This is a genomic window from Klebsiella sp. F11, assembly GCF_056712265.1.
This window is the reverse complement of sequence record NZ_CM160060.1, coordinates 1,996,407-2,011,238: the sequence shown is the minus strand read 5'-3', so window position 1 is coordinate 2,011,238 and position 14,832 is coordinate 1,996,407. Positions and strand designations below refer to the sequence as shown.

Genomic DNA, 14,832 nt, shown 5'->3' with positions numbered 1-14,832 from the left:
GCCATTTACTTCTTACCAGCTGGCAGCGGCGATTCAGGCAGCGGGCTGTTAGCCAGGTTGGCTTTAACCAGCTGCTCGGTCCATTCGCGGGTATAGACGGAGGTCGCTACGCTGCCGTCCGGCGTAGCAGCAATCCACTGTTCGATATCTTTCACATTGATTTTCAGCAGCGGCATATGAATAACTTTCGGGACTTCTTTACCTGACAACACCATCTGCGAGATCCAGAATGCGACGGAAGAAACGCCCGGAACGGTGGAGGAGGAAACGCTATCGTAGCCGCCGGACGTTTCATCATTCAGTTTTTTCCACAGCGCGAGCTCTTCGCTGCGACCACCAAGAGTAATCAACGGAATTTTACGTCCGGCAGATTTAAAGGCTTGATAGATCCCGTAGCTGTCGCCGCCCTGGCCCAGCACCGCGTCAACCTGTACCAGGGAAGGCAGAATGGCCGACACCTCTTTCTGCGCTACGCTTTCCGTCCAGTTGCCGTTGACCATGCCGACGACCTTGATACCCGGATAACGCTTAAACACGCTCTGTGCCCCGGCCCACTCATCGGCATCGATTGAGGTTCCCGCCAGTCCGCGCACCACCAGGACGTTACCCTTACCGTTCAGCTTGTCGACAATAAACTGCGCCGGGATCTCCCCGACTTTTTTATAGTCGTACACCACGTTGTAGGCACAGGGCGCGGTAACCTGCGCATCAAACGCCACCACCACCACGCCCTGATTACAGGCTTCCTGGATCGACCCATTCAGCGCGGTGGGCGATGCCGCATCAATCGCTACCGCCTTCCATCCTTCAAGGATCAGGTTTTCCAGCTGGCTGGCCTGCTGCGGCGCGGAGTTATCGGCGTTGACCACTTTGGTTTTTGCCACTAACCCCTGCTTGATGCCGTCTTCCGCTGCCTGGTTCCAGATAGTAATCATCTGCTGGCGCCAGGTATTTCCGGCAAACGAGTTGCTGAGAGCGATCGTGGTATCCGCCGGGCTGGTGCCCGCGAAGGCAGAAGCAGAGAGAGTAGAAAAGAGTGACAACGCTGCGATATAACGGTTTTTACGGTTCATTAGATGACCTTTTTTAATGTTATGTAGGGTACGCGTTCACTGGTGCAGGCATAGCCCACACCGGTTTTCACCGGTGTGGCATGCCCGTTACTTCAGAGTTTCTGGGTTGATAACGTAAGGTTTCAGGGCGTCTTTCTCTCCTTTCAGGTAATTAAGGATGTTGTTGATGCAACGCTCGGTGACCAGCCTTTCGGCCATGCGGTCCATACCGGAAACGTGTGGTGAAAGCAGAACATTGTCGAACTGGCGCAGCGGTGAGCTGGCCGGCAACGGTTCCACTTCGTAGACGTCCAGCCCCGCGCCGCCCAGATGGCCGCTTTTGAGCGCCTCAACCAGTGCTTCTTCATTAATCAGCGGGCCGCGAGAGGTATTCACCAGGATCGCACCGGGTTTCATCATCGCCAGGGTATCGGCGTTAATGGTATGGCGGCTTTCCGGGGTGGACGGCGCATGCACCGATACCAGATCCGCGTTACGCAGCAGGGTTTCCAAATCGACCCTCTCGGCGTTCAGACTGGCCAGCAGTTCGTCGCTGGCCCATGGATCGCACACCAGGATGCGCATCTCCGCCGCATGGCAGCGGCGCGCCATGGCATAGCCGATGCGGCCCAGGCCGATCACGCCCGCGGTACGCCCCCAAAGACCTGGGTGGAAGCCGTCAAAGAACCACTCGCCGCGCTTGACCATCGCATCACGCTGCGGCAGACGACAGGCCAGAGTCAGCGCCATCGCATAGGCGAATTCAGCCACGCTTTCATGGTTGGCGCCAAACGCCATCGCAATCGGCACTCCGGCAGCGGTAGCCGCCGGTACGTTTACCTTGTCGTAGCCAACACCCCAGCGGGCAACGATTTTCAGATTAGCGGCCTGAGCGAAGACGTTTTCGGTATAGGGTTCGCCCCCGGCAATGGTCGCCACCACGTTCTGCTGAAGTTTGCTAATCAGTTCCTGCTCGTTGGGCAGCCTGAAGGTTTCATTTACCTCAACGTCATAGCCGGCCTGACGCAGCGGATCGAAGATAGGATCGCTGTTTTTAAACTGCTCGGTTAACACTAAGATTTTTTCAGGCGTTGTTGCGTTCATAATTCTTTCCTTTGATTTCTGATGTTTTTTTCTCTGCTGAAGGCAGTAAAACGAACAGGACGACGGCAATCACGGCGGCAATCGCCAGCGCGTAGAGACCGGCAGCCGGCGTCTGGAAGTAGATTTCGGCCCAGGTACGCAGGTTCGGCGCAACGAAGCCCCCTACCGCGCCGCAGCTGTTGATCAGGGCGAAGCTTGCCGCCGCCGCCGCACCGCCGTAGTAGCGGGTAGGCCAGGTCCAGAAGATGGGCTGGGCGGTCATAATCCCCATCGTAACGAAGCTGAGTGCTGCAATGGCTAACAGCGGTGAAGCATGGGCGGAGACGACCAGACCAAACGCAATGCAGCACAGCGAGATGGCTCCAAACAGGCGGGCCCGCCCCAGACGGGCGGCCAGCCCCGGCCAGGTGGCTCCGGCAACCAACGCGCACAGCCAAGGAATCGCGGTAACCAGGCCGACCATCAGACCAATGTTTACGCCCAGCAGCGCGGCAACCTGGGTAGGCAGATAAAACGCGACGCCCAGCCCGGTGATTTGGATCAGGAAGTAGATAGCGGCAAAGTGCAGCAGTATCGGACTTTTAATCGCGTCGATGAAGCGGGTATGTCCGGCGCGAGCCTTGTCGGCTTTCTCTTCGTCGAGCGCGGCGGTCAGCGCCTGTTTCTCTTCCGCAGTCAGCCAGCTTACCTCCTGCGGCGAGTTATGCAGGAAGAACCACAGAACCACGCCCAACACAGTAGCCGCCAGACCTTCTACCGCAAACATAATCTGCCAGCCTTCCCAGCCGCCAAAGCCGTGCAGATCCAGCAACAGACCGGAAATCGGACCGCCAATAATCAGCGCAATCGGAGAACCAAAATAGAAGATTCCCATAATGTGTGCCCTAAAACGGGAAGGGAACCACTGGGCAATAAAATAGATCGCCGTAGGGAAGAATCCGGCTTCAACAATACCCAGCAGCACGCGCAGAAAATAAAAGGTCTGCTCGTTCCAGGCAAAGGACATTGCCGCGGAAACCAGTCCCCAGGTGACCATAATCCTTACCAGCCAGGCGCGGGGGCCGACGCGGTGCATCAGCAGGTTGCTGGGTAATTCAAACAGCGCGTAGGAGAGGAAGAAGATCCCGGCACCAAAGGCAAAGGCCGCATCGGAAATACCGGTAGACGCCTGATAGGCCGATTTGGCAAAGCTGACGTTCACCCGGTCAAGGTATGACATCAGGTACATCACTATCAGGCAGGGAATAATCCGCCATTTTGCTTTATTTACCGCACGGACTAATACGCTATCGTTTATGGCTTGCTTACTCATTGAATGCACCTTCATTTTTGGGCGCCAGAGAGATGCATAGCCTCTGGTGCTGGTACAGGGTAGATAAATCAGCTAATTTTATTGTTATAGAATTCTGTTCCGCTGCGGATCTGGTCGAGAATCACCCCCAGCCCCCAAAATTTTTCCAGCACATTTTCTTTATTTACCCGGCAGGCTTCGCTCTCGAAGGTGCCCAGGCGCTGATGGTAGATTTTGGCATTCTTCGGATAACCCAGAGTTTCCGACACGGCAGCAAGAGAAAGGAACGTCGCCAGCTCATTGGCCAGAGCCGGATCTTTCCCGTGGTGGTGATAAAGCCAGACGTACAGCTCAGGATGGAAATTGGTAAATACCCCGCTGAAACCTTTTGAACCGGCCTGCATGGCGGGCCAGGCAATAGCGGCGTTGGCGTTAATGATATTCAGCCGCGTCCCTTCGGCCAGCGCCACGCGGCGTTTTACCGTGTCCAGATCGCAGCTTACGTCCTTCAGCACCACGAAACGTCCGCTACGGGCGCACCATGAGAACTCATCATCCGTCAGAAGGCGGCGATAAGGCGCCGGGCACTCGTAGAGCCCCAGCGGCAGGCTTTCCGGCAGCGCGTCCAGCAGGGTTTGCAGAGTGGCGTAGAACACCTCGCTGCCTTGGTTCTTCGGATCGAGATGGTTGGTAACCAGCACTAATGCATCGGCACCGGTATCGGCCATCGCCAGCAGCTCTTCGCGCTGATCGTCTATATCATCACTGATATGCCCGGAAACAATCACCGGCACGCGACCTGCGGTTTTCTCCACGACGAAACGTCCCAGCTGTACGCGTTCTTCCAGAGCTAAAAACTGCATTTCGCTGGACTGACATACTGCGAACAGAGCGTCAACGCCCTTCTGCAGGTACCACTCAATCAGGCGCTCCAGGCCAGGCCAGTCGATATCGTTCTGCGCGTTAAATGGGGTCAGCATGACTGGTACAACACCGTTAATCTCTTTCATTTTTTCTCCTTACGGCCACAGAGTGGCCAGAAAACGATTAAATTTTGCTTTTCAGCCTGTTAAGCGCCTGCTGGCGCTCCGGCATATTCGATGCGCCTTCGCGTTCAACGGCCAGCGAGGCAAAGGCAGAGGCAAAGGTCGCCGCCTGCACCAGCGGCTGACCGTCGGCAATTGAGGCAGCCAGCGCGCCGTTAAAGGCATCTCCTGCACCTGTGGTATCAATACTCACTGCGGGGAAAGCGGGAATGTGCTGGAACTGCTGATTCTCATACAGCAGCGCGCCGCGGGAACCCATAGTGATAATGATGCAACGAGCCCCCAGTTCGGCGATGGCAGTGGCAGCACGACGGGCGCTCTCCAGATTGGTCACCTCAATTCCGGAAAGCAGCGACGCTTCCGTTTCATTAGGCGTAATAACATCCATATATTCCAGCGCTGGGATAATATCAGCGGAATAAGGGGCCGGGTTCATAATGACTTTGACTCCCAGCGCTTTTGCCAGCTTCATGGCATTCAGCGTGGCGAAAAAATTATTTTCCAGTTGTAGTAACAGAACGCTGGCATCTTCCAGCTCTTCTTTCAGTTCCGCGATTTCTTTTTCACTAATTGTTTTATTTGCACCGGAATAGATGGCGATCATGTTTTCGCCATTCTCCTGTGAAACATAAATAATCGCACTGCCCGTTGGCTCTTCTTCTGACTGATAAAGTTTAAAAGAATAAATATCAGAGGAAGAGAGATGGTCCATAGCAAACTGGCTGAACTGATCTTTCCCTACTTTAGAAACAAAATGTACTTTCGCCCCAGCACGGCTGGCTGCCTGCGCCTGGTTTGCGCCCTTCCCGCCCGGCCCAAGAGAGCTACCCAGCGCCATCAGCGACTCTCCCCCTTTCGGAAATCGTGCCACTTTCGCCACGATATCGACGTTAAAAGAGCCGAGAATACAGACTTTATTTTTCATATTATCCACTGAACCTTTCTCATATTTCCCCTGTTTGATATGTTTCAACAAAACTTCAAAATCATTGTCAGTCTCGGCAATTAATTTTGACTGCAGGCTTTTACGAATAATAATGCCCCCGCCATGACAGCGTTGAATATATCCCTGCTGTGCCAGTATTCGCAGATCGCTGCGTATGGTTTCTTTGGTTACGTTAAAATACTGAGCCAGATGCTTTACCGTTGCACTATTATGTTTATCCAGAAAATTAAGGACATTGCTCCTCCTCTCGTCCATAAACATATTCACCCCCTGTTGCTGACTGAAGCATAGGGTAGCAGCATCGGCTAAAAAGTGATGAATATCTTGTAACAATCAAAAAAACAAAAACAAACAAAAACCAAACAATAAAGAAACAATGTAACTATCGGTTAGTTATAGAGTTAATCCTGAATAGCTGCGCGGAATGGGAGAACGCTCTAAGGGAAATCAGTCCAAATTTTGTGGTCTGATCAATCGCCAACTATCCCATGTCAACACCCGGACTGAGCTATGCCAATCACAGCGCCTATCCCCCGCCTGATGCAGAAAACCATTCACAAAACGCGAGACAAGAACCTTGCCCCATGCTCAATGCCATGAACGGGTTTGACAATGTTAGTTGTGTCATCAAAAACGCTCGTTCATCTGTCTGACACTGGATTAACCGGTGTCCCTAAGATAGCCATAGTTTAATGTAGGATATGATTGAAGCATTTTATTGCCCATAATACTGAACTGTAATTATATGAATATATTGCCTTATTTATACCCCTACCTTTTCGAACTATTCATATCCCCATAGTTAATTCTGGTGGTATTGACAGAAAGAGCATTCAGATTTAGCTTACATATTAGCTAGTTACTGGCAAAGGCGATCCCAGTCAGAGGAGCCAAATTAAGAGAAGCCCGCTCAGGGAAACCTGAGCGGGCTTTTTTCGATAAAAACTTAGTTCAACTCTTATACAGAGGCAAATTGCTTCTGTACCGCGGCGGCTGTGCGACGAAATGCTACGCCCTTATCATCAAACAGATGCGCATGATTTGCTGGGATCGCTAACCCGACCTCATCACCCAGCCCCAGATCCTGCTCTTCGGAATGTCTTACCAGCAGAGGATCAAATCCATCAACGGACACATAGAAGTAAGCGGCTTCACCGAGGTGTTCGATATGCTGAATCTTTCCAACCAGATGCGCTTCCAGCTTATCGACGAGGCGTAAGTGCTCGGGGCGAATGCCCACTTTTACCCGTTCGCCTGAACGCGTGGCGGCCGTATTGACCTGCACTTCAATTTCTTTTCCGCCCCCACCCAGGCGTACTCTGGCGCTCTGGCCCGTTCCCTTAACCAGTTCCCCCGGCAGGAAATTCATTTTCGGTGAACCAATGAATCCGGCTACAAATTCATTCACCGGATGGTGATATAACTCCAGCGGATGACCGACCTGCGCGATCGAGCCCTCATTTAGCATTGCTGCCCCGCTGTTCAGTAACACAATCTTATCCGCCAGCGTCATCGCTTCAACCTGATCGTGAGTCACATAGATCATGGTGTTGCCAAGCTGATGATGCAGTTTGGCAATTTCCACCCGCGTTGCGACGCGCAGTGAAGCATCGAGGTTAGACAACGGTTCATCAAACAGGAAAACATCGGGCGCGCGAACGATAGCCCGCCCGATGGCAACACGCTGGCGCTGACCACCGGAAAGCGCCTTTGGCAGACGTTGTAGCAGCGGCTCAAGTTGCAAAATTTTCGCCGCATTCATAACGCGGCGTTCAATTTCAGCCGGTTCGGTTTTCGCTAGCTTCAGATTAAACGCCATGTTGTCATAAATAGTCATGTGCGGATAAAGCGCATAGCTCTGAAATACCATCGCCACACCACGATCGGCCGGAGCCAGACGATTTACCACCTTATTACCAATCGAGATCTCTCCAGAAGTAATGGTTTCCAGCCCGGCAATCATGCGTAACAGCGTCGATTTCCCACATCCCGATGGCCCGATAAACACACAAAACTCACCATTTTTGATTTCGAGATCGACCTGATTAATCACCTGCGTGTCATGGAAGCGCTTAAATACATTGCTCAGACGTATACCAGACATAATTTACAACTCCTCTCTTCTGAGCTACTTAACGCCGCCCATGGTTAAACCGCGTACCAAATGTTTTTGTACCATCAGACCGAGTACCAGCATCGGCAACATCACCAGCGTTCCTGCTGCCGTCAGAGGCCCCCACTCCGTCCCCTGGAAGGTCAGGAATGAAGTGATCGCGACGGGTAACGTCTGCGTAGAGTCACCAGAGAGCGTCAGGACAATCTGGAATTCATTCCAGATAAAGAACAGCGTCAGTACGCCCGATGCCGCCAGCCCGGTACGCGCCAGCGGCAGCATAACGCTAAGGAACACGCGCCACTCGCTGGCGCCGTCAACGCGGGCAGCCTCGCGGATCTCAGGCGGAATATCTTCAAAAAAGGTGGTGATCATCAGGATGGTGAAAGGCACATTCGCCACGGTGTACACCAGAATCAGCACCAGATAGCTGTCGGTCATGCCCAGCCTGGTTATCAGGTAATAGACCGGTATGACCAGCATGATCGCTGGCGCGTAACGTAAACTCATAATGAACTGCTTAGCCTGACCCTTTCGCTCGATGAAGAACACCAGACCGTAGGCAAACAGTGCGCCAAGCACCAGACACAGAAACGTCGACGCCAGCGAGATCAGCAGGCTGTTGCCAAACGCCCGGACAAAGTCGCCGTTGCTCAATACCTGTCTGTAGTTATCAAGAATCGGCGTAAACCACAGCTTTGGCGGCATGGCAAAGGCGTCGATATAGGTTTTAAACGACATCGTCACCAGCCAGTAAATCGGCAACAGGAAGAACGCCAGAATCACGGCCAGCACGAGGTAAAATCCGGCTCTCCGGCAGATAAACTTCAAGGAATCACTCATCTTTCATCACCTTTTTACTGGCAAATGACAGGACCGCGATCACCAGCAGCGTATTGATAATGGCAATCACCACCGCCGCGCTAATACGGAAATCCTGGAATCCGGTGAGATAGGCATACATGTTGGTCGTTTCCGTTGCGAGCGCCGGGCCGCCACGGGTCATCACGTAGATAAGGTCGAAAGATTTGAAGGCGTCGATCATGCGCAGGAATAGCGCCATCAGGACGATCGGCTTCATCATCGGCAGCTTAATAAACGCCAGCAGACGCCAGCCGCGAGCGCCATCCAGCTCTGCCGCCTCCAGAGGCTCATTCGGCAGCGCATCCAGACCTGCGGAGACCAGCAAAATAATGAACGGCGTCCACTGCCAGATATCTGCGAGAATCAGCGATGCCATTGCGGTACTTGTGTTGCCTAGCCAGTCAATCGGGGCGATGCCGAAAAAACCGGCCAGCCAGTTGAACAAACCGGCGTTGGGATCATAAAAAATACGCCAGATGAGTCCGGCTACGATGGGCGTGACAATCATCGGCAACAGTAACAGCGCTCGTACCAGCCTACGGCCAACAAAGTCACGGCTGATGAACAGCGCAATGGCGCTGCCAAGTACCAGCTCTGCTACCGTGGAGCCCACGACGTACACCAGCGTGTGCCACAGAGAGAGCCACATGCGTGGTTCTTTCAGCACCTCGATAAAGTTCGCCAGGCCGATAAAATCAAACGGCGGCGGCGACATCAAATCGATGTCGTAGACTGACAAGTAGATGGCGTAACCCAGCGTGTAGAACGAAACCAGCAGCAATACAACCAGTAACGGCAGTGTAAACGCCTGCTGCGTGAGTTTTGCTTTCATAGTTTTACCTGGACCTGCGTAAGGAATTCACTTCAGCCGGTGCGCACAAACGCACCGGCTGAAAATGGTTAACGGGACAGCGCTTTATCGTTACGGGTGTTCGCTGCCTTCAGCGCGCTTTCAACTGACTGCGTACCGGCCAGCGCTTCGGACAGGGCGATGCCTGTAATGTTGATGATCTGCGTGGACTGCGGAACGGTCGGCAGGTACTTCGCATTACCATTCTTCAGCGCCGCCAGCATGCCATCCTTGAAAGCGCCGTAGCGTTGGGTGAAAGCATCACTGTTAATGGCGCTGAGTGAGCTCACGCCTGCGTTCGGGTTCAGCTCCACCGACTTCACCTGCGTCTGCTTGTTGGTCGCCCAGCTGATAAACTTCCAGGCGGCATCCTGGTTCTTGCTGTCGCTGGAGATATACAGACCATGAACCTGAAGCGCGCCGCTGTTGCCCGGACGATCGCCAGGCTGGGCAGGTACCGGCGCGTAGCCAACCTTGCCGACGACAGAGGACTGTTTCGGATCTTCGTTAAAACCGCCGTTGACGGTTGAGTCGATAGTCATGGCCGCTTTGCCCTGCTGGAATACCAGACGATTTTCCTGCCAGCCAAAGTTAGCCGCGCCGATCGGGCCGTAATTTTTCAGGACATTGACAAAAGCTTTCGTCGCCTCAATCGCCTGCGGCGATGAGATGGCAGATTTGCCATTACTGTCGATCCACTGGCCGCCGTAGCCCCACAGGAATGCAGCCCACGCAAAGGTATTCTGAATCCCCTGCGCTCCGCGCAGCGTGATACCGGCAACCTGACCGTTGGTTTTCTCTTTGATGGTCTTCGCCGCAGCCGTCAGCTCATCAAAGGTTTTCGGTACCGCAATACCGTACTGCGCAAAGAGATCTTTGCGGTACATCAGGAAGGTGCTTTCGCCGTAAACCGGCAGCCCGTAGTAACCCTCTTTATAACCGCAGCGTCCCGGCATAGCTCGGAACGAAATCCGTACTGTCATAAAATGCGCTATCGCTCTTCATCCACTTATCGACGGGGACAATATAGCCTGCCGAGGCATAACCGACCGCGTGGACCCAGTCGTCCATGACGACGTCATAACGTCCGCTGTGCGAGGAGAAGGCCAGCAGGGCTTTGGAAGTCAGATCGCTGTAGGGCACAATCTCAGCCTGGACCTTAATACCGGTCTCTTTTTCAAACTCCGGTAATAATGCTTTTATGGAATCGCTGGTACTGTGGCCTTCCAGCAGGACACGAATGGTTTCCTGCGCGCTGGCGTTACCCGCCAGCAGCAACGTGCTGATAATACCTGCGATCGTGATTTTCTTTATGCTCATCTCATCACCTGGTTATTCAGTCAAAATGTCAGACCCGGACAATTTCTCCGGTACGGGCAGAGTCCATAATGGCAAGGGTAATGCGCAGGGCTTCGTTAGCCTCTTCGCCGGTTGCCACGCTGGTTGAACCGCTGCGAACATCGGCCAGGAATGCCATCAGTTCCTCGCGCAGATCGCCTTTGATTTCTCCCTGACTCAGCGGCCAGTGCTGGGTGTCGATATAGCGGTTCATGTTTTCAGAAGCGTGATACAGGCCGGACTCCCCACATTCAATTTCAATCAGGCCCCTGGTCGCAAGAATCGTCATTTTGGCGTCAAGCAGAGTGCGTGAACCCGCCGGCAGCGCCCACGAGCTTTCCAGATTCACCACGGTTCCATCGTCAAAGCGGATGATGGCGAAAACTGAATCTTCGGTACCCAGGTGACCCAGCAGTTTGTTGGTGGTCTGCGCATAAACGCTTACCGGACTGGCGTGCTTCAGCAGCCAGAGGATCATATCAACGTCGTGAACGGTGACGTGCAGCGGCAACGGCAGGCTACCGCCGTAACGGGCCGGGCCTTCAATCGCAGGGCTGTTGCGACGGGCGGTGATATGGCTCACTTCTCCTGCACTGCCGGTCGCCAGGATTTCCTGAGCACGGGAGTAGCGTGGATCGAAGCGCAGCAAGAAGCCAATCCCCAGCTTCACATTGGCGTCACGCGCTGCCCGGATTATGGCTTCGCCATCTTCCATTGTGGCTGCGATCGGTTTTTCGAGAAAAATATGCGCCCCCACTTTAGCCGCCGCGAGCGCGGGAGCAAGATGGAAGTCATCTTTGGTGCAGATACTTACGATGGCTGGTTTTTCCTGCTCCAGCATCTGGTTGAAATCTTCATAGCAGTTCAGCTGCGGGATCCACTCCTTCAGCGCTTCGCTGCGGGATAAGTCCGGATCGGCCACGCCAACCACCTCTACGCCGTACATCTGCTGCCAGATTCTGGCATGCATTGCGCCCATGAAACCTGCGCCGATGACGCACACTTTAATCACGCTGTCTGTCATTTCACTTTCCTCAGTACCGGGTTTGAAAAATTGAGTAACGCTTCCTGCAACCTGTTCGGTAATTCAATTAACATGCCAGAAAAATGCCAGATTAATACCAATAAGTCAAAATCCTTTAAAATCAAAGCAATTAACATTTTAAGGCACATTATATCAACATATTTAACCTGTTATACTGCCTGCTTTTTCGTGTTGTCCAGCACATTTATGGTGCTTTTGATCAAATTTAGAGCACCATCACGAAGCGTCAGGTATTAAATAAAAATACCAATTTACATATCTGGTATTATTGTGATTATCTATTTGGCAATGACAAAACCAACAGGAGTGAAAAAATGGCGATTGACATAAATCGACTCAAAAATCGGCTGGTTGTATCTTGCCAGCCGGTAACCGATGGACCGATGGACCGCACAGATATCGTGGTCGCGATGGCGCGCAGTGCGGAACGGGCCGGAGCCGGCGCGGTGCGCATTGAAGGAGTGGATAATGTCCGTCAGGTTTCCAGACACCTGGATATTCCCGTTATCGGGATTGTTAAGCGCGATCTGGACGATTCGCCGGTGCGCATCACTCCCTTCCTGAACGATGTATCAGCCCTGATTGCTGCCGGGGCCAGTATCATTGCGATTGACGCCACGGCGCGTCCCCGTCCGGTAGCCGTGGCGGAACTTTACCGGCTTGCCCGTCAGTCCGGCGTGCTGGTAATGGCCGATTGCTCAACGTTAGCAGAGGGTATCGCAGCCGCAGAGCTGGGATTCGATCTGATTGGCACGACGCTCTCCGGTTACACCGCCGAAACCTCGGATCAGCCGATGGAACACCCGGATCTCGAACTTATTGCCCAACTGGCCGGGCGTGGCTATCGTGTTATGGCTGAAGGCCGCACCCGAACTCCCGCTCATGCGGCGGCTGCGCTTCAGGCCGGAGCCTTTGCGGTAACGGTGGGTTCGGCTATCACGCGTGTTGAACATATTACTGAGTGGTACAACAGCGCCCTCGCCGCGGTTGTTAACGGGAGAACGTCAGCATGATCCTGGCTCTGGATATTGGTGGCACCAAGCTTTCTGCAGCCTGGTTCGAGGGTCAACGCTGCATTGACCGTCGGCAGGTCGCTATGCGCTATGATGAAGCGGGGTTTCTTACCGCGCTTCGTGAAGTCACGCAGTCGGATTATCCGATCGAACGCGTCGCGGTAGCGGCGACGGGCTACCTGCGGGAAGGTCGGGTCTGGTCGGTGAACCAGAACACAATCCCATTCTGGAAAGGCTTTCCTCTCGGGATGGCGTTAGAGCAGCAGTTTAACTGTCCGGTTATCATGCTGAATGACGCCCAGGCCGCGGCGTGGGGAGAGTTTCTGCCGCGCCGCGAGCAACGCGCTAACCTGCTATTTATCACGCTTTCTACCGGCGTTGGCGGAGGGCTGATTTGTGACGGGAAGCTGCGTATTGGTCCACACGGACTCGCCGGGCATATCGGCCATGCGACGGTGAACATCGCACCAATGGACCCGGAGTCAGGCACCTGCGGCTGCGGCCGTACCGGTTGTCTGGAGCACGTTGCCTCCGGCACCGCGCTGGCGCGACAGGCCACGGCACTCTTCGGACGCCCTTTCAACAGCCGCCAGCTTTTTGCGCTGGCAGGTACAAACCCGCAGGCCGACGCCATTATTGATAACGCCGCCAGAGCGGTCGCCCAGGCGATAGCCGATACGCTGATGGTTGTCGATATTGAAGAGGTGGTGATTGGGGGAAGCGTGGGTCTGGCGGATGGCATGCTTGCCCGGGTGCAAAAGGCGCTGCAGGAACTTTCAGAGCTGTTTAAGCTGCCAGTGACTCACGCGCTGGGCGGCGGCGATGCAGGATTACTGGGTGTTGCTGACTGGGCACAACACCAGTAGCGATCGTTACATACCAGACGAGATATCGCGCTGGAGCTCAACAAGAAAATCGTAGCTGTCGCCCCGATACCAGGTATGGGTATATTCAATCGGGCGACCATCCTCGAGGTAGCAGTGACGCTCAACGTGCAGCGCCGGACTATGTACAGGCATATCCAGCAACTGGCTGTGATCGCGATTCAGCGGCTCAGCCCGAATGCGCTGTAACGCGCGTGCCGGCATGAAACCGTGCAGCTGGAGCACGGCATACAATGAATCGCTCAGTTCATCCATATCAGGAATAAATATCTGCGGCACCACCGCAATTTCCACTGCCATCGGCCGGTCGTCGACGGTACGCAGGCGCTTAAGCCGCCATACCATCGCTCCGGGAGAGAGGTTCAGGGCAATAATCTCGGAGGGAGATGCGTACGTCAGTTCCTTCTCCAGCCAGCGGCCACCGGGCTGATAACCGCGTGAAATCATATCTTCACTAAAGCTGGTCAGCGATGAGAGTGGTTTTTCTACTCTTCCGGCCACGGTGCTGCGCGCCCCACGTCGCTGTACGATGACCTGTGCGTTTGCCAGCTCACTTAATGCGCGCCGAACCGTGACTCTGGATAGGCTCAACTGTTCTGAAAGTTCACGTTCACTGGGAATGGCATAACCCGGCTTTAGCTCACCACGGCCGATCATGTCACGAAAACCTCTCTCCAGGCGCAGATAAAGCGGTCCGGCCCCGCGATTCGCATCGTCGCAATACGTTTTCAGTGTCTCAATGAATTTTCGTTCCACGCCTTCACCATCCATTCCCCGGACATACTTGAAGATTACCTGATGTTACCAATCCGGCATAGCGCTGATGATACCATTTTGTCCAACTGGTATCGTCGATGTCCCCGTTATCGCGGAAGGCAACGTTGAGACCCCCGAGATGGCCGTACACTGTCTGAGACCAGGCGTTCATGCGGTTGTGAATCGCCACGTATAATTTAGATACTTCCAGGCCGTATTCATAGACCAGGTTGTTGATGATAACTATTTCACCAATGCACCAAGATTAGCCACAATATTACTGCATTGCTACTTTATCCAGAGGTGGTCATTCTGGTGGTCTTAACAGAACGGCAATTCAAGTTTAGCTTACATATTAGCCAGTTACTGGCAAAGGCGCTCCCGGTCAGAGGAACCATATTTAGAGAAGCCCGCTTAAGGAAACTTAAGCGGGCTTTTTGCTATTTGGGATTATTGCATTGGACTGATCCCACCCCAGTAGACGATCCTGCTCTATAGTTTGACGGAGTCAGATTTTGTTGAGGCGACAC

13 protein-coding genes and 1 pseudogene are annotated in these 14,832 nt (G+C 53.8%); 3 read left to right on the top strand and 11 right to left on the bottom strand.

Annotated features, from left to right (window positions below):
• Positions 1-5: 5 nt before the first annotated feature.
• From AC1M2H_RS09920 to AC1M2H_RS09875, 10 genes and pseudogenes are all read right to left on the bottom strand, one after another.
• Positions 6-1,073: a substrate-binding domain-containing protein gene (locus AC1M2H_RS09920; protein ID WP_480151249.1), complete on the bottom strand. Its 1,068-nt coding sequence runs from the start codon at positions 1,071-1,073 to the stop codon at positions 6-8.
• A gap of 87 nt (positions 1,074-1,160) precedes the next feature.
• Positions 1,161-2,156 carry a phosphoglycerate dehydrogenase gene (locus tag AC1M2H_RS09915; RefSeq protein WP_480151248.1) on the bottom strand — a complete coding sequence of 332 codons (996 nt, stop codon included), beginning with the start codon at positions 2,154-2,156 and terminating at the stop codon, positions 1,161-1,163.
• Positions 2,137-3,468: an MFS transporter gene (locus tag AC1M2H_RS09910; protein ID WP_480151247.1), complete on the bottom strand. Its 1,332-nt coding sequence runs from the start codon at positions 3,466-3,468 to the stop codon at positions 2,137-2,139. The genes AC1M2H_RS09915 and AC1M2H_RS09910 overlap by 20 nt, the downstream gene beginning before the upstream one ends.
• A gap of 68 nt (positions 3,469-3,536) precedes the next feature.
• A complete protein-coding gene (locus tag AC1M2H_RS09905; RefSeq protein ID WP_480151246.1) occupies positions 3,537-4,457 on the bottom strand; it encodes a dihydrodipicolinate synthase family protein in 921 nt (306 codons plus the stop codon).
• A gap of 37 nt (positions 4,458-4,494) precedes the next feature.
• Positions 4,495-5,700 carry a ribokinase gene (gene rbsK, locus AC1M2H_RS09900; RefSeq protein ID WP_480151245.1) on the bottom strand — a complete coding sequence of 402 codons (1,206 nt, stop codon included), beginning with the start codon at positions 5,698-5,700 and terminating at the stop codon, positions 4,495-4,497.
• A gap of 697 nt (positions 5,701-6,397) precedes the next feature.
• Positions 6,398-7,543 carry an ABC transporter ATP-binding protein gene (locus AC1M2H_RS09895; RefSeq protein ID WP_480151244.1) on the bottom strand — a complete coding sequence of 382 codons (1,146 nt, stop codon included), beginning with the start codon at positions 7,541-7,543 and terminating at the stop codon, positions 6,398-6,400.
• Between the two features lie 24 nt (positions 7,544-7,567).
• Positions 7,568-8,395, bottom strand: a complete 828-nt coding sequence (locus AC1M2H_RS09890) for a carbohydrate ABC transporter permease (protein ID WP_480151243.1) — start codon at positions 8,393-8,395, stop codon at positions 7,568-7,570.
• Positions 8,388-9,248 (bottom strand): carbohydrate ABC transporter permease, encoded by an 861-nt coding sequence (locus AC1M2H_RS09885; RefSeq protein ID WP_480151242.1) that lies wholly within the window; start codon positions 9,246-9,248, stop codon positions 8,388-8,390. Before AC1M2H_RS09885 ends, AC1M2H_RS09890 begins: the two co-directional genes overlap by 8 nt.
• Positions 9,249-9,316: 68 nt before the next feature.
• A pseudogene (locus tag AC1M2H_RS09880) lies at positions 9,317-10,586 on the bottom strand (ABC transporter substrate-binding protein).
• 28 nt (positions 10,587-10,614) lie between these two features.
• Complete coding sequence (locus tag AC1M2H_RS09875) at positions 10,615-11,628, bottom strand: Gfo/Idh/MocA family protein (RefSeq protein WP_480151241.1); 1,014 nt, start codon at positions 11,626-11,628, stop codon at positions 10,615-10,617.
• Positions 11,629-11,963: 335 nt separating this feature from the next.
• Between AC1M2H_RS09875 and AC1M2H_RS09870 the strand changes: the two genes are divergently transcribed.
• Complete coding sequence (locus AC1M2H_RS09870) at positions 11,964-12,662, top strand: N-acetylmannosamine-6-phosphate 2-epimerase (RefSeq protein ID WP_480151240.1); 699 nt, start codon at positions 11,964-11,966, stop codon at positions 12,660-12,662.
• Complete coding sequence (locus AC1M2H_RS09865; protein ID WP_480151239.1) at positions 12,659-13,528, top strand: N-acetylmannosamine kinase; 870 nt, start codon at positions 12,659-12,661, stop codon at positions 13,526-13,528. The genes AC1M2H_RS09870 and AC1M2H_RS09865 overlap by 4 nt, the downstream gene beginning before the upstream one ends.
• Before the next feature lie 6 nt (positions 13,529-13,534).
• Here the strand turns inward: AC1M2H_RS09865 and AC1M2H_RS09860 are convergent, their stop codons facing one another.
• The gene (locus AC1M2H_RS09860) at positions 13,535-14,317 is read right to left on the bottom strand and encodes a GntR family transcriptional regulator (RefSeq protein ID WP_480151238.1); all 783 of its coding nucleotides are present in this window, start codon (positions 14,315-14,317) and stop codon (positions 13,535-13,537) included.
• A 249-nt stretch (positions 14,318-14,566) separates the two neighbouring features.
• On the opposite strand from AC1M2H_RS09860, the gene AC1M2H_RS09855 reads away from it, so the two are divergent.
• Positions 14,567-14,800, top strand: a complete 234-nt coding sequence (locus tag AC1M2H_RS09855) for a hypothetical protein (RefSeq protein ID WP_480151895.1) — start codon at positions 14,567-14,569, stop codon at positions 14,798-14,800.
• Positions 14,801-14,832 lie beyond the last annotated feature (32 nt).

Coding starts and splice junctions, on each gene's coding strand:
- rbsK (WP_480151245.1), bottom strand. CDS start 5,700: ATGTTTATGGACGAGAGGAGGAGCAATGTCCTTAATTTTCTGGATAAA.
- AC1M2H_RS09920 (WP_480151249.1), bottom strand. CDS start 1,073: ATGAACCGTAAAAACCGTTATATCGCAGCGTTGTCACTCTTTTCTACT.
- AC1M2H_RS09895 (WP_480151244.1), bottom strand. CDS start 7,543: ATGTCTGGTATACGTCTGAGCAATGTATTTAAGCGCTTCCATGACACG.
- AC1M2H_RS09860 (WP_480151238.1), bottom strand. CDS start 14,317: ATGGATGGTGAAGGCGTGGAACGAAAATTCATTGAGACACTGAAAACG.
- AC1M2H_RS09915 (WP_480151248.1), bottom strand. CDS start 2,156: ATGAACGCAACAACGCCTGAAAAAATCTTAGTGTTAACCGAGCAGTTT.
- AC1M2H_RS09870 (WP_480151240.1), top strand. CDS start 11,964: ATGGCGATTGACATAAATCGACTCAAAAATCGGCTGGTTGTATCTTGC.
- AC1M2H_RS09890 (WP_480151243.1), bottom strand. CDS start 8,395: ATGAGTGATTCCTTGAAGTTTATCTGCCGGAGAGCCGGATTTTACCTC.
- AC1M2H_RS09910 (WP_480151247.1), bottom strand. CDS start 3,468: ATGAGTAAGCAAGCCATAAACGATAGCGTATTAGTCCGTGCGGTAAAT.
- AC1M2H_RS09905 (WP_480151246.1), bottom strand. CDS start 4,457: ATGAAAGAGATTAACGGTGTTGTACCAGTCATGCTGACCCCATTTAAC.
- AC1M2H_RS09865 (WP_480151239.1), top strand. CDS start 12,659: ATGATCCTGGCTCTGGATATTGGTGGCACCAAGCTTTCTGCAGCCTGG.
- AC1M2H_RS09875 (WP_480151241.1), bottom strand. CDS start 11,628: ATGACAGACAGCGTGATTAAAGTGTGCGTCATCGGCGCAGGTTTCATG.
- AC1M2H_RS09885 (WP_480151242.1), bottom strand. CDS start 9,248: ATGAAAGCAAAACTCACGCAGCAGGCGTTTACACTGCCGTTACTGGTT.